A 24711-nucleotide genomic window follows, 5' to 3' on the forward strand; every position below is an offset into this window, starting at 1 on the left:
CGCTTCAGTCTTTGTATCATAGTTGATATCGCTGAATATGCAATAGCTCTTGTCCCCGTATCTTTGCATATCATCAGTCAGGTTTCAGACGCAGGCCGCTACGATAGGCTCCAGGTAAGAGTCCGCAAGAGGCCTTGAAGACGCTATAGAAGCGGCTTACCGAGCCAAAGCCAGCCGCCAGAGCGATTTCCGTGATATTGATATCGGTCGTAATCAGCAGGCGCTGGGCATGAGCCAGGCGGTAGCGGGTGATATATTCCAGCATACTCATGCCGATATGTTTATGAAACAGCTTCATCGCGTAGTTGGGATGCAGGTGGGCAGCAGCGGCCACATCTTTCGTATGCAGTTGTTCGGTATAGTGTTCCGCGATAAAGCTGCTCATCAGCTCAACTTTACTCAAGAGATGCGGTTCCATGTTGGTGGAGGATGGTGTGTCGATGCGTCTCTCATTTGTGCTCTGAGTTGTCAGGGCCAGGCGACGCACACAGGCTTCAACTTCTAGCAACACAATCTGCTTCTGCTCTTCGGTATGGGCCTGTAAATCATCGCGCCACTGCCGAAACTGTGTCTGCATCAACGTGAAATCCAGCTTCCCAAGCGTACACGATCCACTGATAATCTGTTGCACAAAAGCCGGCGGCAGCCGCCAGTGTAGAAAAGACGAGAACGGAATGGTTAGCCAGTGAAAGATGGTTTTTTGCTGTACATCGATCACCTGATGTGGCAAGGTAGCCCAGAAAAAGGCCAGTTGCCCCGGCCCGACCGTGATGCGATCACCGCCAAATAAATAGGTAATCGCTCCACGCTCGGTAAAATTCAGCTCCACTTCTGCATGCCGATGCGCCTGTGGCATCAATGAGGGCTGCATATGGCCATGGGAGAGTCCCATTATTGTCATGTCAATAGTTAAATCATGGTGCAACATCATTTCTACCTAAAAATCTTCTTTCAACCTTAGGATCCGAGAAAAATACTACTCAGAACAGGAAGATTATTCTCACTTCATCAAGTATAGTTTGCATTAGAAGTCACTGTATATACAAGGTTGTAATCAGGAGGTCTATGTTATGACGACGATGACTACTATTCATCCCACTGCCTACCATTTAAGCGCAGAGCAGATCCAATTTTTTGATGAAAATGGCTATCTGGTGCTACGCCAGTGGATTCCACAGGACCTGTTGAAACGTTTGCAGGATTCAGGCACGTATTGGATTAACCAGGGCAATACCATTGCTGAGAGTGATCCACTGTATGAAGATTATATGTTTGCCCGGCGGGCCCATGGGAGAGTAATGTTTCGTGTCAACTACCTGCATAATAAAGGACAGGACTCTTCACTAGAACTGCTGGGTAGTCCTTATGTGCTGGGAGTTGCCGAAAGTCTTTGTGGCGCAAATTTTGTACCAACCTATGAATCGATGGTTTTCAAAGAGAAAGGTGATGGAGAGGCTATTCCCTGGCATCAGGATGCTGTCCATCCACGCAAGCATAGAATTTTTAACTTTGACCTCTATCTGGACACCTCGCGAAGCGATGCTGGTGCTCTACATGTTCTACCCAAAACGCAGCATGAACGACAGGATCTCTGTGCCTTGACCAACCGGTGGGGATGGAATCCACCGGAAGCCGTGGTGGTTGAGATGGAACCTGGCGATGTACTTTTACATGATGTCATGATCGTGCATGGCTCTGAGCAAGTTGAAGGCAAAGACCTGCGCCGCACCATCTACTACGAATTCCGCGCCGCCGAAGAAATTCTGGAAGATGGTCCCTGGGATCAGGAATGGATAGAGCGTCGCCTGCGCTTGTTGCCACCTGCCTTGCGCCATTTCGCCGCCGCCAATCCTGACGTTACACAATTCCAATGGAACGTCACACCAGAGTTCCAGCCGGAATCCAGTGAAAACGAGGAAGTGGCCTTGAAAGTGGCTCATATCAACCACCTGGCAGGCTCCTACTGTTCGTCCCTGCCAACCGCCAACGACGCTAAAAACTCAAAAAAAAGCTAGATCAGCGGGAAGAAATATGGATAGCGAGCGATCTTGGTTGATTAGTTTCCCGGATTGTATCAAGGAACTTCTTATGATATACTAGTGCAGTATCCTCAGGGCGGATCGTAGAAAGATTGGTTTATGTCAACTTCCATAAGCAAAAAATGTGTGGGAGTAGCAAGCCATGGTCAATTGATTGCGCACCAGGGAACAATATGTGGGCTACATTTGTTCTAATCTGTAGAAGCCACAAAACTTCTAAGAAGACAATTTTAGGCGAAAGGGGAATTAAGCAATGCCTAAGAAGGGTGAACTTTCAAAAACCGCCCGTGCCTCGCTGGCTAACCGCGAGACCGTCAACCATCAGACACAACACATCTGCGCTTCCTGCAACGAGCCAATCTGGCTGACCGATCTCTATCCAGTTAAAGTGCTTGGTAAAGGAATGTCCTACTATCACAAGGACCACTACAAAGTACAGTAAGCATTGGGTACATGAAGCCTGATTCATATGGATCGGGCAAAAAAATAAAAAAACAGGCTCCTATTAATAATATAGGAGCCTGTTTTTTGTATCTGTCTTTATATAGTTTTTGATGCTTTTACTTTTATGGGCGGGCGTACAGCTAGCCGCACTCGGGCGCTAAAGCGCCCAGAACTTCTTTTATGCGGTGGTGGAAAAATGGCGCATCGCGCGCCATTTTTCCACCACCGCATAAATTTTTGAGCGCCGCAGGCGCGAAAGACTGCGACGCAGTGCCCTATGGAAGTAAGTTACAGATACTCTCTTATGCGAGAGCTGATGGTGGTGGACCTTGACAAACGGCCGGTTAACTGGCACAATCGGCCCAATACTTATGGGAATGATATCTGATACATTCTGCCAGATAATTATGCCGCTCTTGATGCTTTTTATGGCTTATGATGAAGCGGGGTAGCATAGTATGCGGTCAGGGTGAGAGGAGTTGGATGTATGGGGCAAACAGCAAAAGACGTGCAGGCGCAAGAAAATTCAGGGGCCGCTGAAGTGACCCGCGTGGCCTTTCAAGGCGAACGTGGCGCGTTTGGAGACGAGGCGGTGCGCTCTTACTTTGGTCGCCATTTACCGTCCACGGCAGAAGCGATACCATATCGTGCTTTTTCCGATGTCTTCCGCGCCGTGGCTGCTGGCGAAGTCGACTATGGATTGGTACCGGTAGAGAACTCGCAGGCTGGCAGTATCAATGATGTCTATGATCTTTTAAGACAGCATGATCTTTTTGTCATTGGTGAAATTGGACATCCCGTGAATCATTGCTTGCTGGCTTTGCCTGGACAAAAAATTGGCGACATCAAACGCGTCATCTCACATCCTCAGGCGCTGGCACAATCCGACATTTTTCTGCGTGAACTTGGAGCAGAGATCGTGGCGACCTATGATACTGCTGGTAGTGCCAAAATGGTGCGTGAGGAGCAGTTACAGGGTGTGGCGGCCGTCGCCGGGGCTGGTGCGGCCGAGTTATATGAGCTTGATATTCTGGCCCGGGGTATACAGACGATCAAGGATAATTTCACGCGCTTTATTGCTCTGGGAAGAGAGCCAGCGCCGCGACGTGCTGGCCAGGCCAAAACAATGCTGGTGATGGCCACCGCCCACCAGCCTGGTTCACTCAACAATTGCCTGGCCTTCCTGGCCAGCAACCAGATCAACCTGCTCAAACTTGAATCCCGCCCTTCGCGCCAGCGCGCCTGGGAATATGTTTTTTACCTGGATCTTGAAGGCCATCGGGAAGATCCCGCGGTACGTAGTGCTCTGGCCGATCTCGCCAGTCATACCACCTTTTGTAAAGTACTGGGTTCTTTCGAGCGCAGTATTTAATCTTTGCAAGACAAAAGAAAAGAGACCTCCATTGCTGGAAGTCTCTTTTTTTATATGCTATAAGTGTTTTAGTTTAGCGTTTGATGCGTAATGTGCTGGTGAAGTTCGCAGCCAGTTCTTCATAAGCCTCTGCATAATACTCTTCAACGCGGCCAGCGTCACATAAAGTTGTGAGCGCAGAGTCAATCGGCAGGTTGCCCAATAATGGAGCGCCAGTCATACCGACTAAATCTGTCCATTGCTAGGGCCAAAGATCTCATAGCGTTCGCCTTTAGGGGTCTCGAAATAAGACATATTCTCAACCACACCTACGATTGAGCCTTTGAGTTGCTGCACCATATTGACACATTTCATCACAATCATGGTGGCCAGCATCTGTGGCGACGAAACGATCACCACACCATCCAGTGGCAATGCCTGCATGACCGTCATTGGAGCATCGGATGTACCAGGAGGTAGGTCGACCAGCAGATAGTCCAGATTACCCCAGTCTACATCGCTATAGAACTGTTTGATCGCGCTTGAGATCATCGGGCCACGCCAGACGACAGGATCGCTCTCTTTTTCCAGGAACATATTCATCGAGACGACCTTGATGCCGCCTTTACTGCGCAATGGCTCAATACCACCGTTGGCAGATTTCGTTGGTTGACCCTTTGTGCCAAACATACGGGCAATACTCGGACCCGTGATATCCCCATCCAGGATACCGACCTGTTGTCCCTGTCGGCGCAAAGAAACAGCCAGCAGGCCAGTGACCAGAGATTTACCGACGCCGCCTTTACCACTCATAATCGCGATAACCTGCTTGATTTTGCGGTCAGGAGCACCGGTTGCCATGGTTAAAGGCACGCCTCGGCCCACAGGAGCCTTCTTAGGAGCAATCGAGGTTGCCTCACCGTTGGCTGCAGCATTTAAATCTTTAATCAGTAGATCTAACTTCTCAGGTGGGAAACGGTGAGTTTTGGCACCACCAGCCACACTTTCCCGAGCACCTACCGCACAGGCTGTACAAGGTAAACCATGACCGTGAAATACCTTGACCGTTGCGGGGTACCTGGTCACGACATCATGTATCACCATGTCGGTTGTAATAGTTTCCGCCATGTTTTGTATCCTCATGTGCAATCCAGAACAGGAAAGTTCTGGGTTGTCCTTTTCTTTCGATAGATAATTAAGATAGAGAGCGCAGTAATGCGCTTAATTCCGACTTGTGTACTCAGATATTATAGCACACCACGGTAAAAAGTAACCATCTAAAAATTCGCGTGATGCGGGTACCCCTGCCTTCAGACATGGGGAGGAGTATCACGCACTCCTATACTCATACCCGTCCGCACGATGCACATGGCGCATATATTTGGGATGAATGTCTTCTTTTCCCAGGTGAAAACTGGGGCGGTAACGGATAGCAATGCGCCCATGAAAGGTGCCTTTTGGCGTGATTGCCTTGACCATATCACCCGTTCGGTATCCCAGGTAGGAGCCCTTGCGTTCTTTGTGTTGTTTGGGGAAGCCATAGGCATCTGTCACACACATTTGGCGCCTCCCATGCCCTGTTGCTTTGATCAACAATGGTCTGATGCCCGTCATGACTAAGGTCTCAGGTGTTGATTTTCCGACACAGGCAGCATCTAACCAGTGCGCTTTCGGAAGGTTCCTCTTTGCCCGATTAAACTTCGTCAAACCACCAGTGCCACATTCAACAGACAAGCCCGTTGTTTTCAATCGCTCAAGAAGTGCCCAACGGGTCGCATTCACTGCCGCTGCGTCCTTCAACGGTGCCCTGGCCTGAGCCTGAATACGCTTCAAGAGGTCTGGTTTCTTCTTGAGGAAGACTGCGATATCTTTGCTGCCTTTGGCCGTGTTACACTTTTCACAGGCCAGACAAAGATTGCTGACTCGATTCGTGCCACCATGGGCACGGGGGTGAATATGTTCAATTTGGAGAGGAATATCCTTTGCCCCACAATAGGAACAGTGACGGTTCCACTTCTCAAGGAGATATTCTCTCAGCTCATATCCCATCAATGCCCCCTGTTGATACTCAACTCCCGATATCTCAGCATTCTCCATCAGTTGCATGTCGAATCTGACCAACTCCATACTAATAGCTGAGATAGGAGCAGAGCAAGAAAGGCGACGAACCCACGTAAGCACATTCGCTATTCGGCTTTCTAAGGATGGTGGGAGCCAGCCCTTTTGCTTGTTTTTGCGATTGGCCCAACGCGCCTTGCGATACCGGGTTTTACGTTGCCGCCGACTCCTACGAACAACACGACGATCATCCAATGCCGCCTTTATTGCCTGCCCACGGTGGGAAAGTTCAGCGGCAAAGACGACTTCCCCGGAGTCATCGTTGACAAGTGCCACCCCGGTTGTTTTTGAGCCAGGATCAAGCTTGAGTCTCAACGGTTGAAGGGTTGGTTTTTCTACCATCCTTTTGAGCATCAACGTAAAAGGATAGTGCTTCATCAAAGCAACCGCTTTTCCTGCGGTTAAGAGTCGACGGGCGCGGGCAGGATGGAGAGGATTTAAAGGTTGCTTGTTGGCATCAACAAGAAACACATAGCTCAAAACCAACTCCTTTGCTTTTTCAAGCTCACTGGTTTCCCAGGTAAAGTTTTCCTCGACACTGTTATCAAGCGGTTTATCGCACAACACACTGGCTTCACCCTGTACACCTGTTTAATGCTGTGCCGTAGAGGGCAGGGCTGGAAAGCACCCTGCCGTACCTAATTTCGCCTGTAACGTAGTTACATACATAACTGAGTCTGGTCAGGTCTGGACTTGTTTTCACAAGCCCCCGGATGTATCCGTGGGGTTCCTGACAGCGTAAGCTAAATAATAATAAAGAGTATACGTTTCATCCTTAAGGCATGCAAGTGACTAGTAGAATATTCAATGCTATTTAATTCCCCTCACTCGTGAAGACTGATCAGTTTGCTATCTTGCGCACCTGTTACCAGCATTGAAGTGCTGTGCCGGAAATTGGCTACCCACTGCTGATAATCGGGCTTTTTTATGCCTGTCCCCAGGGGCCTTTATGCCAGCCTATCGTCTGGTTTTTATGCAATTGCATGCCGTAAATGGTTATGCTATGATGAACGCACTGTACAGAATGCATTATTGCGCCATAAAGGAAGCCAAGATGGAGACAGAGAACGAGTTTACCTATTTCCAACAAGTCAATATTTTTAATGGCCTGGGAGAAGACGAGATCCGTGAACTTTCAGCGGCCGCCAGGAAAAGAACCTTTCGTTCCGGAGAAGTGATCTTTCATCGTGATGATCCAGGCCAGGTAATGTATGTAATCAAAGAGGGCAAAGTCAAGATCTGCCTGATTAGCCCGGATGGACAAGAAATTTCGCTGATTGTCTTTGGCAAAGGTGACTGCTTCGGTGAGTTTGCCTTATTGGATGGACTCCCCCGATCGGCTGATGCTATTGCCCTGGAAAAAGTTGAATGCTACACTTTACAACGTAGCGATTTTCATAAAGCTATCATGAAGAATCCGAAGATTGCGATTAGCGTGATGGAAGTGCTGTGTGCACGCCTGCGTAAGACGAATCAGCAGGTTGAAGATCTTATCTTCCTGGATGTCTATGGTCGTGTAGCTAAAAAGCTGCTTGAGCTTTCTAACACCCATGGTAAAAAGGTGGAGGATGGCGTACGCATTGAAGTACGGTTAACCCAGCAAGAACTGGCTTCAATGGTTGGTGCGTCCCGTGAGAGCGTGAATAAAGTACTGGGCTATTTCACTGATAAACGCTATATCAGTACGGACAAGCATCGGATTACCCTTCATCGAGTAGCTGATTTGGAGCGACGCATTTACTAGCAAGCGAACCTGTACTTTTGGGCTTCGTGTTACCTGTTTCGATAACGGTACGTCCCATGATTTCAGGTACATGTTTTCACGTATGTTTCGTATGCGTTGAAGGGGAATCAAACTCTTGGAGAAAGTTATCATTAATAGCGACAGTCAGTATAAAACGAAAGAGGATGAGCAGGTCCTAGATCGCCTAGCAGTGGAAAAGCCCCAACAAACGCCAACAGGTTTTTTCGCACGCATAAAAGCCCTCATTGCCTTGATGCGACCTAAACAATGGACGAAAAATGGGGCAGTTTTTATCGGTCTGGTTTTTGCAAGTCAGTTGTTTCACTTTTACCCTTTAGTACGAGCGATTCTGGCTTTTATTACCTTTTGTTTTGTCTCTAGCACTATTTATGTTTTGAACGATTTGCTGGATATTGAAAAAGATCGTCAGCATCCAACCAAGCGTTATCGACCACTGGCCTCTGGTGCTTTACCCATTTCATGGGCTAAAGCAGCCCTGGTTGGCTTGCTGGTGGTGTGTGCGGCTTTGACGCTGACAATTTTCTTCATTCCTTCTCCTCCTGATATCTATAAATCCCTGGGTGGTGCCAACGTTTTGTTTGCCCTGAGCGTGCTGGCCTATCTGGTTATGATGATATTCTACAGCTATCGCTTAAAACATGTTGTGCTGATCGATGTCTTTTGTATTGCCGCTGGTTTCGTGTTGCGTATCGTTGCCGGAACCGTCGTCATTCCTGTTGTCATTTCACCATGGCTTTATCTGGTCACGTGTTTCCTTTCCCTGTTTATGGGATTTGGCAAGCGACGCAACGAACTGGTATTACTCCAGGGGCAAGCTGGCAGTCATCGGAAGATCCTCAAAGAGTATAGTATTCCTATGCTAGATCAGATGATTACCATCGTTGTTTCTGGTACACTGATGTCGTATAGCCTGTATACCGTCCAGGGACAGACTGGAAATCACCGCTTAATGATTACCGTCCCATTTGTACTCTATGGAGTATTTCGTTACCTCTATCTCGTTTATATGCGTATGGATGGCGGAAGTCCTGATGAGATACTCTTGCGTGACCGTCATATATTAGCGGCCGTTTTATTATGTATCATCACTGTGATTGCCGTACTGTACTTGCTACCACAGTCATAGTCATGGAGCATGTGTTTGTTTACTCGTAAAATGCGTACCAGTATCATCCTATCATTAGTGCTGGCTTTTGTAGTCATCGTGGCAATTGCGCTATATTCGGATCTTCCGCATATGGTGGAAGCGATCACACACTTTCAGTGGATGTATATTCCACTGATTCTGGGATTTACCTTGATCAACTATGGTGGACGTTTTATCAAATGGCAATATTACTTAAAACGTTTGCAGATAAAGGTTTCAAGCCAGGAAAGCCTGTGGATTTTTCTGGCAGGCCTATCCATGGCCATCACGCCCGGTAAAGTTGGTGAGCTACTAAAGTCATATCTCTTGAAGCGATCTACTGGAGCACCGATCAGCCGTACTTCACCGATTATTGTGGCTGAGCGTATGACTGATGGGATTGCTATGCTGGGTTTAGCATCCGCGGGTTTATTTCTCTATGGTATCGGGTGGGAGATTCTGCTGGTCTTGCTGGTCCTGGGATGTGGAGGAATCATCCTGCTGCAGAATCGTTCACTGATGCTGGCCCTGTTACGAAAAGGTGAACAACTGCCCCTGACGTCCAAATTTGCGCACCTGATACGTGAATTCTATGAGAGCGCTTATACCTTACTCCAATGGCGGCCATTAGTGTTCGCCATTTGCCTTGGTCTTCTATCCTGGGCAGGGGAATGCATCGCTTTATATTTTGTCTATATCGGGCTTGGTGTGGTTGCAGGTCCTGAACTTTTTATTAAATCAATGTTCATTTTAGCAGTATCTTCATTGATTGGGTCCGCCTCTGGTTTACCAGGAGGACTGGGAACTGCTGATGGAAGTATGTTAGGGCTTACACGTTTATTGGTTTCGCCATCGGCAACAGTAGGCGGTGCAGCAACTCTGCTCATTCGTCTCTGTACCCTCTGGTTTGGACTTTTTATCGGGGTGTTCGCAGTATTGCGTATCCGCTGGATGCAACGCCGCCTGGATCATAAGTCAGCAGTCGGTACATTGGAAGATACCAGGCAGGGCCATGAAACTACTCAGCCTATACCTGATGACCTGACGTATAGAATTGATGCTACGTCGGCATCGACTAGCACAGGAGAAAAGATTGTATGAAAACGTTAATTATCATTCCTACATATAATGAATACGAAAATTTGCGTCCATTATTGGATACGGTATTCTCGTATGCCCCGGGATGTGATGTTTTAGTTGTTGATGATAACTCGCCTGACGGAACCGGTCAGCTGGCTGATCAGATTCACGAAGAAGATCCTCGTGTGCATGTCCTGCATCGCGCTGGCAAACTTGGTCTGGGCACAGCCTATGTCGCGGGTTTTAAATATTCAATCGAGCATAATTATGATGCCGCTTTTGAAATGGACGCCGACTTCTCGCACGATCCAAAATATCTGCCAGATTTCTTGAAAGCTATTGAAAATGCTGATCTGGTGATTGGTTCGCGCTACATTCCTGGTGGTAGCACCCCCAACTGGTCATTCAGTCGTCGTTGTATCAGCGGATGCGGAAATATCTTCGCTCGCTTTATGCTCGCATTAAAGTCCATGACTGCACAGCGGGATTCCGTTGTTATCGCCGTGAGGTATTAGAGAGCATCGATCTCGATACCGTTCAGTCGCAGGGATATGCCTTCCAGATCGAGCTTGCGTATCGTGTCATGAAACAGGGTTTCCGCATCACTGAGATCCCCATCACCTTCATGGATCGCCGTGTTGGCCAATCCAAAATGTCCCGCAAGATCGTCGTCGAAGCCTTCACCTATGTTACCCGCGCACGCTTTGGTATGGTGCCCATGCCATCGCCCGCCATGCGCAAACAATCTTCCCGCATCGAAGAAGTTTCCACCGTCGCCCATAAATAACAACTTCTTCTAGATACACCAAACTCTGTGACAAAAGGCGGCCCCACGCGGGCCGCCTTTTTGCATAAAAAAACACCTGAACTGCCACAGGCAGCGAGGTGTCAAAAAATACCCACGCAGGAGACGCTACATTATTTTAGCGTCTTTTTATCTATGCGTAATGACTTATAGCGACGTGACGACTTTCCTTTTTTACTGGAATGTGGCTTACGAGCCTCCTCATCATCCTGCAAATACTTGGCAGCAGGATCAACCCCATAGACCTTGCGCATCTCCTGGCGATGCTGTGAGCGCAAAGCCATATCCTGTGGAGCCGCATTTAACGATGACACAAGCCCCTTTGTGGTCAGCGCGTGTCCACCCTGTTTGATAACGTTCTGCTTTACCTCTCCGTCATCGCTATACATCATCACCTCCACCCCACGATCATTCGCCTCGGTCGCCAGTCGCGCAATCACACTATCGGCAGTTTCCCCATAGCGCGAATAAATAACACAGATATGATCCACATGCAGCATTTGTTCCCGGGCACCCTTACCATCAAACACGACCACAACACGATCAGTTGTATTGCGATAGCGATTTTTTAATTGTTTGATGAGCAGGTTACGTGCCTCCGCCTGGCTCTTATCCTCTACGTATTTAAACATAGCATTATTTTTGATTACATTATAGCCATCAACTAAAATATCAAACCCCATGCTGCAACTCCATGTTCAGGCTTTCTTGCGCTTACTAAAAATTCACACCTGGCGGGACGCCTATCATGCCTGTGTGCTTGAGCGTATACCCCTTCTTTTTATGCGATCTGGAGAAAGCCAGACCAGAAATTGTTATTGGTGATACAACGTATTGTATCTCAATTTTTCCAGTCTGCCAGTATGTTTATCCAATTAGGCTAACCCATAGCTTTGAGAGATCGCTTTCTTTCGAGCTGTCATGGTTTTCTGAGCGCGTGTCGGATCCTAGTGGTGTAGTTGATTGATCAGTTGCCAGAGGTAGGCGATTTCGGCGCGTATGTCAATATGGAATAGCTGTAGGATCTGACTATTTGCATCGGCTGACCAGAGGGCCAGTGTGATGGCACCTAACAGGACGAGCAGTAGTATAAAAAGCAGACCTGTCATGATTTGCTCGAAACGCTTCCCCATGCTCTTTTTTGATGAACTGGCAGGTGGGTACGGCAGAGGATCGTTCAATGTGATAGTCCGGCGGGCGCGAGGTGGCTGGGTCGCAATATCATCAATATCGCTGATCGTACCACTCTGGCTGAGTCCCTGTGCTCTATACTGCATTTTTCCCGTCTGATACTGGCGGGCGGGCTGTGGATTAACCTGCCGCTCATATGTTAGGCGCATGGGCTCAGGCCGGGGAGGCCGAGTCGGAATATGTTCTATCGGTATATCGGAAGGATTTCGTGAGGCTGGACGCGGCGCAGCCTGACGGGGCGAGGTGGGTGTTGGCAGAATCCTGCGTGTAATCGCGGTCTGAAGTGGCATGGTTTCGGCGGTATCGATCGAAGCCAGCTTTTGAAAACGGCCTGGTCGGATACAGATCAGGCGAACTGGCATCGCATGTTTCCGATGTAACTGAGCCTGTCGTGTGGCCGCAAACAGGACGCCCTGCAGCGGAGCCGCCTGAGCTCGAAACGGTAACTGTGCCTCCTGGCAACACTCACCACAGACGCCGTGAACATTATCCCAGCACTGTGGGCAGGCGGGCCGACGGCAGCGGAAGCAGAAGTGACACATACTCATAAAGGCCGACTCCAGAGCCATCGGAGGAGCCTGCAAAAGATAATGATGCTCTTGTGATGGCGCGTAGGTTGCCTGGCAAATACGGCATGAAATGGTCGCAGTTGCCCTTTTGTTATTTCCCTGATCAGCGAATGCAGAATCGTGTCCGGGTACAGTGTCAGTCACAAAGGCCTCCCTGAACATACACAATGAGCTATTTAAGTGAACTTCTGTTGTTATTATACCTTGTTTCCCACAAACTCTGTGCCTGAAAAAAGATAAACAACCAACGCCTGTTTAAACAAACGTAATGGGGAGCGAAAACTGGTTGAAAAAACATTTGACATTTCGCTGCAATTCTGATAATATCTATTCACGCGAGGCGGTACAACAAGTATCGACGAGCGAATTGGTATGGAGCCGTGGTGTAGCGGTTAACATGTCTGCCTGTCACGCAGAAGATCGCGGGTTCAAGTCCCGTCGGTTCCGCCATAAACATGAGTCATCCCAGATTTTAGGGATGAGCTTGTGAAAGAAGCGAGCATTTCTCCTCAAGAAGTGGAGAAATGCTCGCTTCAGTTCTCTCCAAGAAAAGCGGTTGATGAAGTGCTTCTTGCTGGTGATCTCCTTCTCCTAGAAAACCAACGGGAGAAAAGAGAACAGAACGAAGACGTGTTCACACCAAGAGCATCACCTCGGTTTCCAGCGAGAAAACAGGCATCCATGTTTTGTGTGCGATCGCTCCATATGCTGGTTGCGATCGTTGTGCTGGATGAACACCGGTCACACGCCCCCGCGGTCAGGCAGTCCTGGCCATGGAATGGTTCAGCGGTGGTGCAGGCTCAACGCCTCATCAGAGCATGGTCACCGAGACCGTTGGCTGGCCTCGGCCCGACAGGGACTCCCAGTGCGGAGGCACACTTTGCCACAGCCGGCTCAGCGCCATGCGCATCCGCGCAAAGGGAGCATGAGCCTGTCGGCAATGGCGACCCGTTCGATGACAGTAGCGGCGCAGCAGCCAGCGGCGCAAGAGCGTGTAAAACGGCGCCAGCAAGGTGAGCAGAAATGCGTACGCCAGTGCTGCCAGCAGCAAGAGTTTTTCCCGTGGTTCCCACTCCCACACACGGGGGCTTTGGAAGGCCAACTCACTTTTGTTCTCTTTCCAGGTTAATTCGATTTGCCAGCGACGGGCATACGCAAACATGATCCTCCAAGCATCGTCCGCATTGGCGATCGGCTCAGCGGTGAGCAGATACCAAGGGAGGCCACCTTTGCGTCGGGCTACCACCAACCACAATGGTTGTTCACGATGGTCTGGGTGCGTAACGGGCAAAGCGAGAATGCTGGCCATGACCCACTGGTGACGACGGCAATCCCAGACCAGACGTTGTTGCCATCCCCGTTTGCCACGTGCGATTTTCCAGGCAGCGCGCCGTTGGCCTTGTTCATCCACCAGCTGATAGTCTTTTTTCCAACGCAATACAAAACGAAGCGAGAAGGCCACGAGCAAACCAAGCCAGAAACTGCTGGCGAAGCCTTGGTCAAAGACATGCATCACCTCGCGCCCCCAGAGCAGAACTCCTTGCAGCAACAGCTTGGCTTGCTCATCGCGTTTGAAGGAGGCACGCGCCCCGCGGCTGGTCCACCAGCGCATGCAGGCCAACGCTGGAGGGTCAGCCGACTGGTCGCAGCCCACCAGGACTACCGCTAGCCAATGAAGGCCAGGCACAAAAATGGGGCCACGAGGCGGGGTGTAGTAGCCCTTCTTCACATGGGTAAGTCGAGCCGCCTTACTGGAGCGCACCGGACCAAGATCGTCAGAAGCGATACTTTCCGGCTTCTCCCAAGCGCTCTCATCCCAGAGCGCCAGCGCATCCATTCCAGCCTGTTTCCACGTCGCCAAACGTTGGGTGGCTCGATGCCAGAGATAGGATCGGATCAGCTCGGCAGACCATTTGGAACAATGCAACAGACGCGAAAGGCGCTTGGTGCCAGCTGGGGCTTTGTCTGGCGTGTCGAGATAGCCACCCATTTCTGAGAGGAGCAAGCCATTCACTCGATCACGGAAAGTCAAAATCACCACCACGGTTTGCAACAACGTTCGCACGAGCCGCTTATCAATGCGGGTATCGACTTCGATGAGCAAGGGTGCAAGAAACTGAGCAAGACTCCCATACAATCCCTGGGCCATCTTGTCTGGAGGATATGGTGGAACTTGTGGCTCCTCAAGCCGTGTGAGATACTGAGAAGACATGAAAAACACCTCCTGGATTGACTGAATATTCGTTACTTTCTTCAGTCTCTCTCGGGAGGTGTCTTTTTACAAGCCCGACCTTAAAATTCGGGATGACTCATGTTTTGTTACGCGGTGAATTGTCTGATATAAGTTATCAAACGGCTTAGCCACTTGCCGTAAAGGCATTCCCGGGCGGATAAACATGATTACCCGTTCCCTCTTGAGAAGGAGTCAATCCCATACTCCTAAAATCACAATAGATGCTAAAGTGTCAGGGTCAATGGGTCGAACGTAATATATGTTGATGGTGCATTTATATCGTTGCAATATATTTCTGCGGTTAATTGGTATGAGATTGGTTTTTGATATGGAATAAATCCAAAAAACACTTGAGACGCTTCAGTTCCGTCTTGCATATTACCTGCATAGCCTATCGCAGATATTAACTTACCTGTACCTTCAAATATTTTATCTGGATTATCTTCATCACAAGAGCAATGGAGGGAAAATTTGTTAATACTATAGTAACTATTACTTCCATCTATACTCTTTACTGTAATGTCCCATCTCATTCGGCCTTGGTCATTTTCAAACGTGATAGAATTGATGATTATTTGCAGGAATGCATTACAGTTACACGTTAATCTTTTGTTCAGAGTAATTTTTCCTGGCGCAACTTGCTGGGGCTGCGAAGATTTAGAAGTTGCGGTTAGAGGAAGTTGCGGTTGAGAGTTCTCAAGAGAAGTTCCATTGCTCGTGTTAGTTGTGTTATGTTGTGTATTAGTATTGAAAAATGTGGATGCGCTTGGCACGACCCATATGAATAAGGCCCAGATAAGAGTTGCTATCGCTGCTAAGGCTCCTATAGCCTGCCAGCGAAGGTCATAGAAGCAGCCCTGGTTCTTTTTAGGCATCATCTTTCCTCTTGTGAATTTTACAATTACTTCCAATTCAATGTAAATATTACATGATACACAATGAGCTGTGAACCTAATAAGTACTAATTTACCACTAAAACATTTCTATCATTTATACTACTCTAGAGTACACCTACAATTTCCTGATGTGTATATAATACTCTCTGGTAAAGACGGAAATGATGCAAAGTACTATCAGATTGAAGATGTACAAGACGTATTGAGAAAGGCAGGCAAAGAATATGAACCCTAATCACTATTCAATGCTCATCCAGTGGGATCCCGAGATAATATCTATGTTGTTACCATTCCAGAGCTTGCTGAATGCCGCACACACGGTAATACCTACGACGAAGCAATCAAAAACGCATTAGAAGTTATCGAACTATGGATTGAAGATGCGCAAAAAGCTGGTGAGCCTGTCCCACAGCCAACATTTGCCGCATAGCTTACACCTGGATAGATCTTTGTCCAGTGGCTAATGTTTATCTTTCAATTTCTATAAAAATTGAAAGATAAAGGGGTTGACAGGATGAGCCTGTTCTGATATTATCTATATCACGCGAGGCGGTACGGCAAGTATCGACGAGCGAACTGGTACGGAGCCGTGGTGTAGCGGTTAACATGTCTGCCTGTCACGCAGAAGATCGCGGGTTCAAGTCCCGTCGGTTCCGCCAATTTTCCGAAAAGCACATCTTTCAATGATGTGCTTTTTTTGTGTCCACAACCTATCCTTTTAGCCACCTTCCCCACAATAGTTAACAACGATAGCTCATCTCTCTGGTGATCAGCCACATGTAAGGCAAAGCTCTTTAGATGGTAGATAGTAAACAGAAGGCCCACATCCCTACTCTAGAGTAGAAATGCGGGCCTTCTGTGGTTAGTGACTATACAATCGTTTGATGGATATTAAGCAGGCCAGACATCGACCAGATAGTGGCCATTGCGGGTCTGCTCATCCAGCCATTGCTCGGCCTCGTGGGCTGAGACATTGGCTTTTTCCTGGTAGAGCGTGATAAAGGCCTGGCGTACATCTGGCGCCATATTGCCAGCATCGCCACAGACATAGATCATCGCACCCGCCTGAATCAGCTCCCAGACGCGATCTTTATGCTGGATCAGTTGATCCTGGACATACATCTTGTCGTGACCTTCCCAGCGCGAGAAGGCGGCAACCACTTCTGTAATACCTTGCTCTTCAAGAGCGGCAAACTCATCTTTATACAGGAAATCATGTTCTGGATGACGGCAGCCAAAGAAGAGCAGCGATGCTCCTACTTCTGTCCCCTGAGCTTTCAGGGCTGCGCGCTCCTGCAAGAAGCCACGGAAGGGGGCTACACCCGTACCAGGACCAACCATGATCATCGGAGTACCGGGATTCTCTGGCAGTATAAAGGTTGAGCGTGTATCCTGAATGAAGGCATTCAGTTGTTTGCCCTCTTGTAGATTGCTCAAGTAGTTGGAGCAGACTCCCAGGTACTGTCCATGTCCAGATCTGGCTGGTGCATCGACGACCGCGACAGTGATGCTACAGCGCCGTGGATCCTGCAAGGGAGAGGATGAGACGGAGTAGTAGCGTGGGCGCATCATCGAGAGTAGTTCCAGATAGACATGGAAGGGTAGCTCACAGGCTGGAAAATCTTCCAGTAAATCAATGATCGATTTGCGCTGAGCCAGGATCTCGGATTTGTAGCGGACGATACTCGCCTCGTCATCGCCAGAAAGCGCCTGCAGCTTCATTTTGTCCGGTGGACATTGTGTGAAGTCCGCCATGGCCTTGATCTGTTTGCGAGTTGCCACATCCTGTAGCTCTACATAGTCGCCGAGCAAGTGGTAGACCGAGATGGGCATTTCAACCGGCAGGTTGGTCTTTTTATTATCGTTCTTGCTCAGTACGATATAGGTATCTTTTTTGAAGTTGAAGTGCCGGGCCACGCGCTCAACCTGTGCTTCTGTGTTATGCGGGATAATGCCCAGATGGAAACCTGTCTGATATTCAACTCCCGCGGGAAGCTCAATCTCAAGATGACGTGCCGAGCGTCCAGCAGATGCTGTATACAACTCACGATTGCGCAGTACTGTAGCCGGTTTGGCTCCAAAGGTCTCAATGAGCGGATGCGAGTGCATTGAATTGATGACCTCTACTGCATACGTGTTACCCACATTGCTGGGCTCAGGTATGCTGGCCTCAATGTCAAATTCCTCGAACAGTGATTTCCAGAGTGGCTGATACCAGGACTCAAATTGTCCATCGAAATCTTCACGGGCATCGCCTTCGCCGCGCTGATAGATGCGCTGTGCGCCAAATTTCTCCAGATTGCTATCGATCAAGCGGGGAATAGCCTGGAAGGTTGCTGACCAGTCACGGTTACCACAGCCAAAGACCATGTATCTGACACCCTTGAGGCTTTCTGCGTCCAGATCACCGGAGCGGAGCCAGTTACAGAATTTTGCTGCGTTATCTGGCGGTGTGCCATTATATGATGAGGATACAATCAGAACAGTTCCCTCTGTCGGCAACTGGTTTGTATAATCATCCAGATCGGCAATCGTGGTTTTGAAGCCATAGGCATTGCCGTCCTCAACGATGCGATTGGCCAGATCCTCAGCGGTACCCATGTTGGAGCCGAAAAGGATCAACAGCGGAGTATCGTGTTTAGGAACCTCGGGTTTCGGGGTTGTTTTGGGTGCCGTTGTTTTAGCCGGTGTGATTTCCTGCTGAGTCTGCACGATAATCGAGCGATCCGCGTCCGTACGTTTGCGAATCTTGATCTTAAAGTTATCGGGCTTGATCGTCAGTGTCTCTTTGATTTTAAATTGATAGTTTGTATGATCGATAAATTTGTAGCGCTGGAGTAACATACCCAGCACCAGAACGGCCTCCTGTAAAGCGAACTGACGTCCAATGCAGGCGCGTTGACCATTCCCAAATGGCTTATAGGCGTCGCCTGGTCGGTTCTGCTCCGCGGCAGGAGAGAAGTGTTCTGGATCAAATTCGTCCGCGTTCTCACCCCAGATCGAAGGATCGCGATGTAGCATCGGAATCAAGACCGCCACATCTACATCTTTGGTGATTCTATATTTGCCACCGATGATCTCCTCGTTCTTCAGTGGCTGGATGGCGAAGGCGGGAGCCGTTGGCCAGAGGCGCAGGGTCTCATTGAGAATTTGAGAGACATAGCGTAACTGATTGACCTGATTAAAGGTTGGTGTAGCTGTCAGGTCGTTGCCCAGCACACGATCGACTTCATCATAAGCTTTAGCCAGGACCTCAGGATGCTGCAGCAGCTCATAGAGCGCGAAGGACAGGAGTCCACTGGTGGTTTCGTGCCCGGCGATTAAGAAGGTGATAATCTGATAGCGAATATTCAGATCATCTAGTTTTTCGCCGGACTGCTTGTCGGTGCCCGAGAGCATATAGCTCAACAGATCTTTTTTCTGTGAGAAATCCTCACCGCTCTCGCGGCGCTCGCGGATAATACGATCCACCACCGAGTTCATGTATTCAGTATCATGTTGGAACTGGCGATTTTTATGGATCAGCAGCTTATCTTCAAGTGGTAAGCGGCCACCGCGCTCCATCGCCTCTTGCAGGGCGCGCACCATGCTATCTACAAAAGGATGCATATCCTCGCGGTAGAATGAGTTAAAGCGATAATCAAAGCCACACAGCCCGATTGTATCCAGGGTGAGGCGGGTCATATCACCGGCAACGTCTACCTCATCATCAGAGTTCAGACGATTCCATTTGCCTACCAGTTGCTCAGCAATATCAACCATCATCGGCAGATAGCCCTGCATAGCGCGCATGCTGAAGTTTGGCATCAGAATATTATGGGCTTTGTGCCAGTTTGGCTCATCGGTCCAGGAAGTGAAGAGGCCATCACCAGCAAATGCACGTACATTTTGTAATGGAGACCAGACTTTTTTATCAAAGCGGGTCTCGTCGGAGAGCTCCTTAACCAGTTCATAGCCGGAGGCAACGATAAGTGAGCGTCCAGGCATATTTAATTGATAGATGGGCCCGTATTCGCGTGCCAATTTCATCATATCCTGCACGCGTCGGCCAGAGCTCAGCTCAAACAAATTACCAACCAGTAATTTTTCTTTAGGATGGGGTATGGTATTTTCAATAACTTTATGGGTGGTCATTTGAAGGAAAACCTCCACGGATACTAATTATTATGGGTGAATAGTGAGGCTGGTAGACCATGGGCCAGGAGGGCGAGCACATTATTCGCCATCTCCTCGGGTCCTGGTTCATCCTGATCAAACCACCAGATGATGCCCTGGGCGATCACCCCTGTTACCAGCCGTGCCAGTAGTTGAATGTCATAGCCTTGCAAGTCTTCTGGCTGAGGAACTTGCTCAAAGACACGAATGAGGCCTCCAGCGATAGTATCTTCTACTCGAATTGTGCGTGAGACCTGGGCACCGCTGGCCAGGGCGATACTAAACAAATCGCGTTGTGCGTAGGCATGGCGAAAAATTGAGTGCACTGTAACTGTCAGTGTGATTGCCTCATGGCTGCGCACCTCTGTGATGACCTGTTCTTCCAGGATATGGAAAACCTCGTCGATCAAGGTATTAAATGCTTCATCTTTGTCCGCGAAATGAAGATAAAAAGTTCCCACGCCAACATCAGCAGCTTCTGTGATATCTAATATGCTGGCATCATGGTAGCCTTTTTTCGCAAAGACCTTGCGTGCAGCAGCCAGCAGGTCGGCACGTGTTTTCGCACGCCTCCTGGCTCCTCTGTGTTGTCGGATTGTGAGTTCCGTTTTTGAATCTTCGTTCATAACTGAATTATAATTCAGTTTACTGTGAAAAGTCAAGAGGCACAGGACTTTTCAATGGACTTGATTGGCGTGTGCAAGCCAGGTGAAGCCAATGTATGTAACATAATAATCGCTACCATACACAGGCTTGCACACACACAAAAAAGTGGCACCATTGGTGCTTGCATATTTATGCTTGCTACCAATGATGCCTGGTATATGTAGAGTATTCGTGTTTGCTCAGGACTTTTTTACCGCCTTAGGTGCTTGATGGAGTGGGCCCCAGCTAATCCAGGTGAATGCTTTATACATCTGATCCGTCCAGACTTTCCAGGAGTGGCCACCATGTTCAGTGACCATCAAATAATTCACGTGCAATTTATGTACTACCTGAGCATAGCGTAACATTCCTGAATAGAAAGCTTTGTCCTCAGTGGCGTCACCCAGGAACATATGTAACTTTTGTGCTTGAGGCTGGCGACCAATCTGTATAATTGGACTATTATACTGGCGATACGCCTGACTGGGACCCCAGATCGTGCCATCTGCTTTATAGTAGCCACCCAGTGCAACTACCCAGTGAAAGACATCATAATGGTGGATCGCAATATTCATGGCGCCGAAGCCGCCCATAGATAAGCCACCAATAGCCCGGTGATCGGCATCAGGGATGGTGCGATAGTGCTGATCAATATATTTGACGAGCTCTTTGGAGACATAATCCTCGATGGGCTGTTTACCATTGCCACTATTTCCCCATTCACTGGTTGCACCAGGGGCACCATTGCCATCCGGCATGACCAGGATCAATTCGGATATTTTTTTTGTGTCGATCAGCGTATCGGCCGATTCAGCCGCTTTGCCAGCAATGATCCAATCGACAGGTTGACCTGGTGAACCATGTAAAAGATATGCGGTTGGATAGCGCTTATTTTTTCCTACAGCGGTATTATAGGAAGGTGGGAGATAAATCTCAAACTGCCGCATGCGATTGCCCAGGAGTTTGCTGCGCACCTTGAGGATCTGGGTGTGGCCAAATGCTGGAACATCGCTATTGGCGGTACCGACCAGGGGAGCGCTATGAAGATCTGCATCAGGAGAAATAATAAACAGGTTACCCGATTGGCTGGCCAGGAAAAAAAGCCCGATCATAATGAAGAGGGCGATCCAGCGCTCAAGATGCCAGCGTTGGATGTTGCCTTGAATGCTCATGCTATGGGTTGTCTGAGCACTCAGATCTTGTTTGTTGACATAGTGTTGCCAGATGTTATGTATCAATAGAGCCGGGGGCTTAACAAAGATCTCATAGAGGGAGGCCCCGATGGCGCTACCGATAAATGCACTGAGAATAGCCAGTGCTCCCATCATCAGAGTGGTATGGTTCAGCGCGTCAGGTTGGAGTGGCTTAATATGTCCACCTGCGTCAGTCACAGGAATCAACTCGGTTTGAATAAAAGTAATCATATATCTCAGTATAAACACAACGGTTGCACCGAGTACTGCACCCATTTTGCGATTGGTAAGCAGGGCGCCTATTATTGCTGCTAGCGCTGTAAGCAGGAGGGCGGCAATCAATTGGGAGCGCATAGCATCCAGGCTTGTGGTAATAAGGGTTGCTGTTAGCTCATCGTATACAGTATGTCTGAAGAGGAAAAAGCCACTCAGCAAGGCCACAAGGAAAGAGACGAAAAACCATAGAATTGGGATCAGCCACTTATTGTGCTGCCATCGGGGAGTAAAGATTTGTTTCTGTTTCATTATTGCTTATTTCTACAAGCTCTCCAAAGAGCACCTCTCATTTGTCTAAGCCTCGGCTACGTAATGATGGTACTACTTATCCGAGTGAGGGAGAACTAGCTGCCCTTTTTGTTCTTCCACCGTATTATACGATAGAAGGTCTGAAAATTTCTCTATCAGCCTGGTCAAGAGGGACGAAATATCTATGCCTTGTCTCTGTCTGGTTAAGCTTTCACTCATTGATAGATGATTTTGGATGATCATAGCGAACATTTTAGTTAAATGCCCTGTTGTGTATCCGCTAAGTAGTGATATGGTTGGAATTATAAATAGTAAAATTGCGGGCATATAACGCAAGAAATTTTTGTTGTTATAGATAGTGAAAAAAATTTTTATACTAGAAAGGTTGTGGATTTTTATGTTCAAACGAACGAACGTAAGATATCCCCGCCCTTCATTGAAGAGCTTATTATGGGGAAGTCTGGGCGGAAGCGCCGGAATTCTGGCGGTAATTATCGGTGTTGGTCTTTATATTGTTGAAACACTGACCCGTCCAAAGCGGCTGGCCACGTTTGCACTCTATACCTTTAGCCCTTTTGAATTAGGGATTCCCGCAGAGGATGTGACATTTCCTTCTTTGCATAATGATTATCAGGTGAATGGCTGGTATGTTCCTCATCCTGGGGCTACGACTACTATTGTGGTTTCGCCTGGATATCGCGGCAGCCGGTCAGATGTGTTAGGACTCTGTGCCCTCTTGTGGAAAGCTGGTCATAATGTGCTGGTTTTTGAGTATTATGGGCATGGTACCGTTGTAGGTATGCCAGTTACCCTGGGATATCGTGAAATTAATGATTTCCTTGGCGCTGTCGCTTATGCAAAGCAGCGTGCTCCTGAAGCACGGCTGGGAGCCGTTGGCTATTCTATGGGTGCAGCGGTTTCCATTATGGGTACAGCTCGATCTCCTGAGATTGAGGCCCTGGTTGCCGATAGTGCCTTTGCGACCCATCGTCGTGTGGTTGAGTTTGCAGTCAGCCGAACGCTACATCTGCCCTTTATCATTTTTGAATGGGTCACTGATTTAATTCTCTGGTTGCGTGCGGGTTATCGTTTTAATCAAGTCGAGCCTTTACGTGATATTGCGCGTATCTCTCCCCGACCTGTCATGATTATACATGGTATGAAAGACACTATTGTGGATCCCCATGATGCACCCCTTTTGTACAAGGCAGCGGGTGAGCCCAGGGAACTCTGGCTGGTACAGGATGTAGAGCATTGTGGTGCCTACTTCTTTGATCGGGTCGAGTATATGCGTCGGGTGAACGAGTTTTTTGATGTGTACCTGAGGCAGCGAACACCAGTCAGTCCAGATACTGACACGGACGCACAATCTGAGGGTCCAACGTCGTTGTCTGAAGCCATTTAGCGCGTATTATCAAAGTCGAGCGAGACCACCAGACCATCCTTAGCGGCGCGCGTGTTTGCAAATACCGTGCGCGCCGCTTTCTCCGCCTGGCGTGGATCATTGATCTTGGGACTGAAATGGGTCAGGATCAATTGATGCGCTCCAGCCGCTTTCGCTATTCCAGCACTCTCTTCTGCATACATATGGGCATTGGCCTTTGCCAGTGGTAAATCCTCAGGATTATCATACATACTCTCACAGATGAGCAAGTCTACATCCTCGACCAACTTGTTCAAGGTTGGAGTGGGCCGGGTATCCGTAACATAGGCAAATGAGATACCGCGCCTGGGCTCCCCTAGCACCTGTTCCGGCAAGATAGTCTGGCCATTGAACTCCAGCGTCTCTCCACGTTGAAGCCTGGACCACAACTGTACTGGAAGTCCCAGGCTCTGCGCTTTTTCTGCCTGGAATGCAGGACGCCTGGGCAAATCGGCGCGATAGGCGAGGCAGGGTATTCCATGCGAGGCAGGAGCACAGCTTGCTTGTAATCCACCAGGTAGCTCGAAGTGTTCATCACCTTTTAGCTCATGAATAAGCAGCGGATATGGCAACTCGGGTGCAATCCTGCGTAATCCTTCGATGACATAGCCAGTGCCAGCAGGACCATAAATATGTACAGGCTCTGTTCGTCCTGCATGAGCAACCATAAAGAGGACACCGGGTAAGCCAGCCACATGATCAGCATGCATATGTGAAAAGCAGATGGCGCCAAGTTGACGAAAGCCCCAACCGACGCTTTTCCAGGGAACCTGGGTACCCTCTCCACAATCAAACAATGTCAGTGTTGAACCATTTCGCACCAGGGCGCAAGAAAGCCAGCGGCCTGGCAGGGGCATCATCCCACAGGTACCTAAGATACAAATATCGATCATCACTTATCCTTCGTCTACTCGTAGAAATCATCCGCTCAAAAATCACAAGTGACAACGCTTCCCAGCAGTGGCGGCAGTGCTTTGTCCTCAGTGCCCATCATATCATGGATAGGCAGAGAAATAAAAGCGGCCAGTTTGAAGCTGATCATGTAAACTCTTCAGGTTAGCGCGAAACATTTAATATCACTTTGTGTATATTCTTTGACATTTTTAATCTCATCTGCTATTATGAGTCCGGGGATGCTAGCTTTTGATCGTTT

General features: G+C 48.6%; 21 protein-coding genes, 2 tRNA genes and 1 pseudogene. 12 read left to right on the forward strand and 12 right to left on the reverse strand.

The genetic code is table 11. The annotated features are described in order from the left end of the window. Nucleotides 1-73: 73 nt before the first annotated feature. Nucleotides 74-931, reverse strand: a complete 858-nt coding sequence (locus KDW_RS14945; protein ID WP_151756700.1) for a helix-turn-helix domain-containing protein — start codon at nt 929-931, stop codon at nt 74-76. A gap of 139 nt (nt 932-1070) precedes the next feature. Between KDW_RS14945 and KDW_RS14950 the strand changes: the two genes are divergently transcribed. From KDW_RS14950 to pheA, 3 genes are all read left to right on the forward strand, one after another. Continuing rightward, complete coding sequence (locus KDW_RS14950; protein WP_151756701.1) at nt 1071-2015, forward strand: phytanoyl-CoA dioxygenase family protein; 945 nt, start codon at nt 1071-1073, stop codon at nt 2013-2015. A gap of 277 nt (nt 2016-2292) precedes the next feature. Further along, entirely contained in the window at nt 2293-2481 is a 189-nt protein-coding gene (locus KDW_RS14955) for a hypothetical protein (RefSeq protein WP_151756702.1), read from the forward strand. Between the two features lie 489 nt (nt 2482-2970). Beyond that, a complete protein-coding gene (gene pheA / locus KDW_RS14960) occupies nt 2971-3855 on the forward strand; it encodes a prephenate dehydratase (RefSeq protein WP_151756703.1) in 885 nt (294 codons plus the stop codon). A 73-nt stretch (nt 3856-3928) separates the two neighbouring features. Here pheA and KDW_RS32810 read toward each other — a convergent pair whose 3' ends face one another. The 3 genes and pseudogenes from KDW_RS32810 to iscB all read right to left on the reverse strand — a co-directional run bounded on the left by KDW_RS32810 (nt 3929) and on the right by iscB (nt 6432). Next, nucleotides 3929-4075 carry a hypothetical protein gene (locus KDW_RS32810; RefSeq protein WP_198925269.1) on the reverse strand — a complete coding sequence of 49 codons (147 nt, stop codon included), beginning with the start codon at nt 4073-4075 and terminating at the stop codon, nt 3929-3931. A gap of 5 nt (nt 4076-4080) precedes the next feature. Beyond that, nucleotides 4081-4962, reverse strand: coding sequence for a P-loop NTPase (locus tag KDW_RS14965; protein WP_198925270.1), 882 nt, complete (start codon nt 4960-4962; stop codon nt 4081-4083). A gap of 182 nt (nt 4963-5144) precedes the next feature. Further along, nucleotides 5145-6432, reverse strand: a pseudogene (iscB, locus tag KDW_RS14975) (RNA-guided endonuclease IscB). 574 nt (nt 6433-7006) lie between these two features. Between iscB and KDW_RS14980 the strand changes: the two are divergent. The 5 genes from KDW_RS14980 (at nt 7007) to KDW_RS32820 (ending at nt 10710) form a co-directional block, all read left to right on the forward strand. Further along, a complete protein-coding gene (locus tag KDW_RS14980) occupies nt 7007-7696 on the forward strand; it encodes a Crp/Fnr family transcriptional regulator (protein WP_162005251.1) in 690 nt (229 codons plus the stop codon). Between the two features lie 115 nt (nt 7697-7811). Beyond that, a complete protein-coding gene (locus KDW_RS14985) occupies nt 7812-8843 on the forward strand; it encodes a decaprenyl-phosphate phosphoribosyltransferase (RefSeq protein ID WP_198925271.1) in 1032 nt (343 codons plus the stop codon). 15 nt (nt 8844-8858) lie between these two features. After that, entirely contained in the window at nt 8859-9944 is a 1086-nt protein-coding gene (locus KDW_RS14990) for a lysylphosphatidylglycerol synthase transmembrane domain-containing protein (protein WP_151756705.1), read from the forward strand. Further along, on the forward strand, nt 9941-10438 hold the full coding sequence (locus tag KDW_RS32815) for a glycosyltransferase (protein ID WP_198925272.1): 498 nt from the start codon (nt 9941-9943) through the stop codon (nt 10436-10438). Before KDW_RS14990 ends, KDW_RS32815 begins: the two co-directional genes overlap by 4 nt. 68 nt (nt 10439-10506) lie before the next feature. Further along, nucleotides 10507-10710, forward strand: a complete 204-nt coding sequence (locus KDW_RS32820) for a hypothetical protein (RefSeq protein ID WP_198925273.1) — start codon at nt 10507-10509, stop codon at nt 10708-10710. Nucleotides 10711-10841: 131 nt separating this feature from the next. On the opposite strand, the gene KDW_RS15000 is transcribed toward KDW_RS32820, so the two are convergent. Both KDW_RS15000 and KDW_RS15005 read right to left on the reverse strand, forming a co-directional pair. Next, complete coding sequence (locus KDW_RS15000; RefSeq protein WP_151756706.1) at nt 10842-11411, reverse strand: NYN domain-containing protein; 570 nt, start codon at nt 11409-11411, stop codon at nt 10842-10844. 264 nt (nt 11412-11675) lie between these two features. Then, the gene (locus KDW_RS15005; protein ID WP_151756707.1) at nt 11676-12632 is read right to left on the reverse strand and encodes a hypothetical protein; all 957 of its coding nucleotides are present in this window, start codon (nt 12630-12632) and stop codon (nt 11676-11678) included. A gap of 230 nt (nt 12633-12862) precedes the next feature. Between KDW_RS15005 and KDW_RS15010 the strand changes: the two genes are divergently transcribed. Then, nucleotides 12863-12938 (forward strand) — tRNA-Asp (locus KDW_RS15010). A gap of 361 nt (nt 12939-13299) precedes the next feature. Here the strand turns inward: KDW_RS15010 and KDW_RS15015 are convergent. Beyond that, entirely contained in the window at nt 13300-14700 is a 1401-nt protein-coding gene (locus KDW_RS15015) for a hypothetical protein (RefSeq protein WP_151755362.1), read from the reverse strand. A 245-nt stretch (nt 14701-14945) separates the two neighbouring features. Continuing rightward, the gene (locus KDW_RS15020; protein ID WP_151756708.1) at nt 14946-15599 is read right to left on the reverse strand and encodes a hypothetical protein; all 654 of its coding nucleotides are present in this window, start codon (nt 15597-15599) and stop codon (nt 14946-14948) included. 274 nt (nt 15600-15873) lie between these two features. On the opposite strand from KDW_RS15020, the gene KDW_RS15025 reads away from it, so the two are divergent. Beyond that, nucleotides 15874-16047, forward strand: coding sequence for a type II toxin-antitoxin system HicB family antitoxin (locus KDW_RS15025; protein WP_198925274.1), 174 nt, complete (start codon nt 15874-15876; stop codon nt 16045-16047). A gap of 153 nt (nt 16048-16200) precedes the next feature. Further along, nucleotides 16201-16276, forward strand: a tRNA-Asp gene (locus tag KDW_RS15030). A 232-nt stretch (nt 16277-16508) separates the two neighbouring features. Here KDW_RS15030 and KDW_RS15035 read toward each other — a convergent pair. The 3 genes from KDW_RS15035 to KDW_RS15045 all read right to left on the reverse strand — a co-directional run bounded on the left by KDW_RS15035 (nt 16509) and on the right by KDW_RS15045 (nt 22135). Further along, nucleotides 16509-19751, reverse strand: a complete 3243-nt coding sequence (locus tag KDW_RS15035; RefSeq protein WP_151756709.1) for a bifunctional cytochrome P450/NADPH--P450 reductase — start codon at nt 19749-19751, stop codon at nt 16509-16511. A 23-nt stretch (nt 19752-19774) separates the two neighbouring features. After that, nucleotides 19775-20398, reverse strand: coding sequence for a TetR/AcrR family transcriptional regulator (locus KDW_RS15040; RefSeq protein WP_151756710.1), 624 nt, complete (start codon nt 20396-20398; stop codon nt 19775-19777). Between the two features lie 219 nt (nt 20399-20617). Beyond that, on the reverse strand, nt 20618-22135 hold the full coding sequence (locus tag KDW_RS15045) for an alpha/beta hydrolase (protein WP_151756711.1): 1518 nt from the start codon (nt 22133-22135) through the stop codon (nt 20618-20620). 397 nt (nt 22136-22532) lie between these two features. Between KDW_RS15045 and KDW_RS15050 the strand changes: the two genes are divergently transcribed. Beyond that, the gene (locus tag KDW_RS15050) at nt 22533-23540 is read left to right on the forward strand and encodes an alpha/beta hydrolase (RefSeq protein WP_151756712.1); all 1008 of its coding nucleotides are present in this window, start codon (nt 22533-22535) and stop codon (nt 23538-23540) included. Here the strand turns inward: KDW_RS15050 and KDW_RS15055 are convergent. Continuing rightward, nucleotides 23537-24451, reverse strand: coding sequence for a ribonuclease Z (locus tag KDW_RS15055; protein WP_151756713.1), 915 nt, complete (start codon nt 24449-24451; stop codon nt 23537-23539). The genes KDW_RS15050 and KDW_RS15055 overlap by 4 nt on opposite strands. Nucleotides 24452-24711: the final 260 nt, after the last annotated feature.

It is taken from the genome of Dictyobacter vulcani, assembly GCF_008974265.1.
Classification (GTDB): Bacteria; Chloroflexota; Ktedonobacteria; order Ktedonobacterales; family Ktedonobacteraceae; genus Dictyobacter; species Dictyobacter vulcani.

Excerpts from the sequence above, each read along its gene's own strand:
- KDW_RS14945 (WP_151756700.1), bottom strand. The coding sequence starts at position 931 with ATGATGTTGCACCATGATTTAACTATTGACATGACAATAATGGGACTC.
- KDW_RS14950 (WP_151756701.1), top strand. The coding sequence starts at position 1,071 with ATGACGACGATGACTACTATTCATCCCACTGCCTACCATTTAAGCGCA.
- KDW_RS14955 (WP_151756702.1), top strand. The coding sequence starts at position 2,293 with ATGCCTAAGAAGGGTGAACTTTCAAAAACCGCCCGTGCCTCGCTGGCT.
- pheA (WP_151756703.1), top strand. The coding sequence starts at position 2,971 with ATGGGGCAAACAGCAAAAGACGTGCAGGCGCAAGAAAATTCAGGGGCC.
- KDW_RS32810 (WP_198925269.1), bottom strand. The coding sequence starts at position 4,075 with ATGACTGGCGCTCCATTATTGGGCAACCTGCCGATTGACTCTGCGCTC.
- KDW_RS14965 (WP_198925270.1), bottom strand. The coding sequence starts at position 4,962 with ATGGCGGAAACTATTACAACCGACATGGTGATACATGATGTCGTGACC.
- KDW_RS14980 (WP_162005251.1), top strand. The coding sequence starts at position 7,007 with ATGGAGACAGAGAACGAGTTTACCTATTTCCAACAAGTCAATATTTTT.
- KDW_RS32815 (WP_198925272.1), top strand. The coding sequence starts at position 9,941 with ATGAAAACGTTAATTATCATTCCTACATATAATGAATACGAAAATTTG.
- KDW_RS32820 (WP_198925273.1), top strand. The coding sequence starts at position 10,507 with ATGAAACAGGGTTTCCGCATCACTGAGATCCCCATCACCTTCATGGAT.
- KDW_RS15000 (WP_151756706.1), bottom strand. The coding sequence starts at position 11,411 with ATGGGGTTTGATATTTTAGTTGATGGCTATAATGTAATCAAAAATAAT.
- KDW_RS15015 (WP_151755362.1), bottom strand. The coding sequence starts at position 14,700 with ATGTCTTCTCAGTATCTCACACGGCTTGAGGAGCCACAAGTTCCACCA.
- KDW_RS15020 (WP_151756708.1), bottom strand. The coding sequence starts at position 15,599 with ATGATGCCTAAAAAGAACCAGGGCTGCTTCTATGACCTTCGCTGGCAG.
- KDW_RS15035 (WP_151756709.1), bottom strand. The coding sequence starts at position 19,751 with ATGACCACCCATAAAGTTATTGAAAATACCATACCCCATCCTAAAGAA.
- KDW_RS15040 (WP_151756710.1), bottom strand. The coding sequence starts at position 20,398 with ATGAACGAAGATTCAAAAACGGAACTCACAATCCGACAACACAGAGGA.
- KDW_RS15045 (WP_151756711.1), bottom strand. The coding sequence starts at position 22,135 with ATGAAACAGAAACAAATCTTTACTCCCCGATGGCAGCACAATAAGTGG.
- KDW_RS15050 (WP_151756712.1), top strand. The coding sequence starts at position 22,533 with ATGTTCAAACGAACGAACGTAAGATATCCCCGCCCTTCATTGAAGAGC.
- KDW_RS15055 (WP_151756713.1), bottom strand. The coding sequence starts at position 24,451 with ATGATCGATATTTGTATCTTAGGTACCTGTGGGATGATGCCCCTGCCA.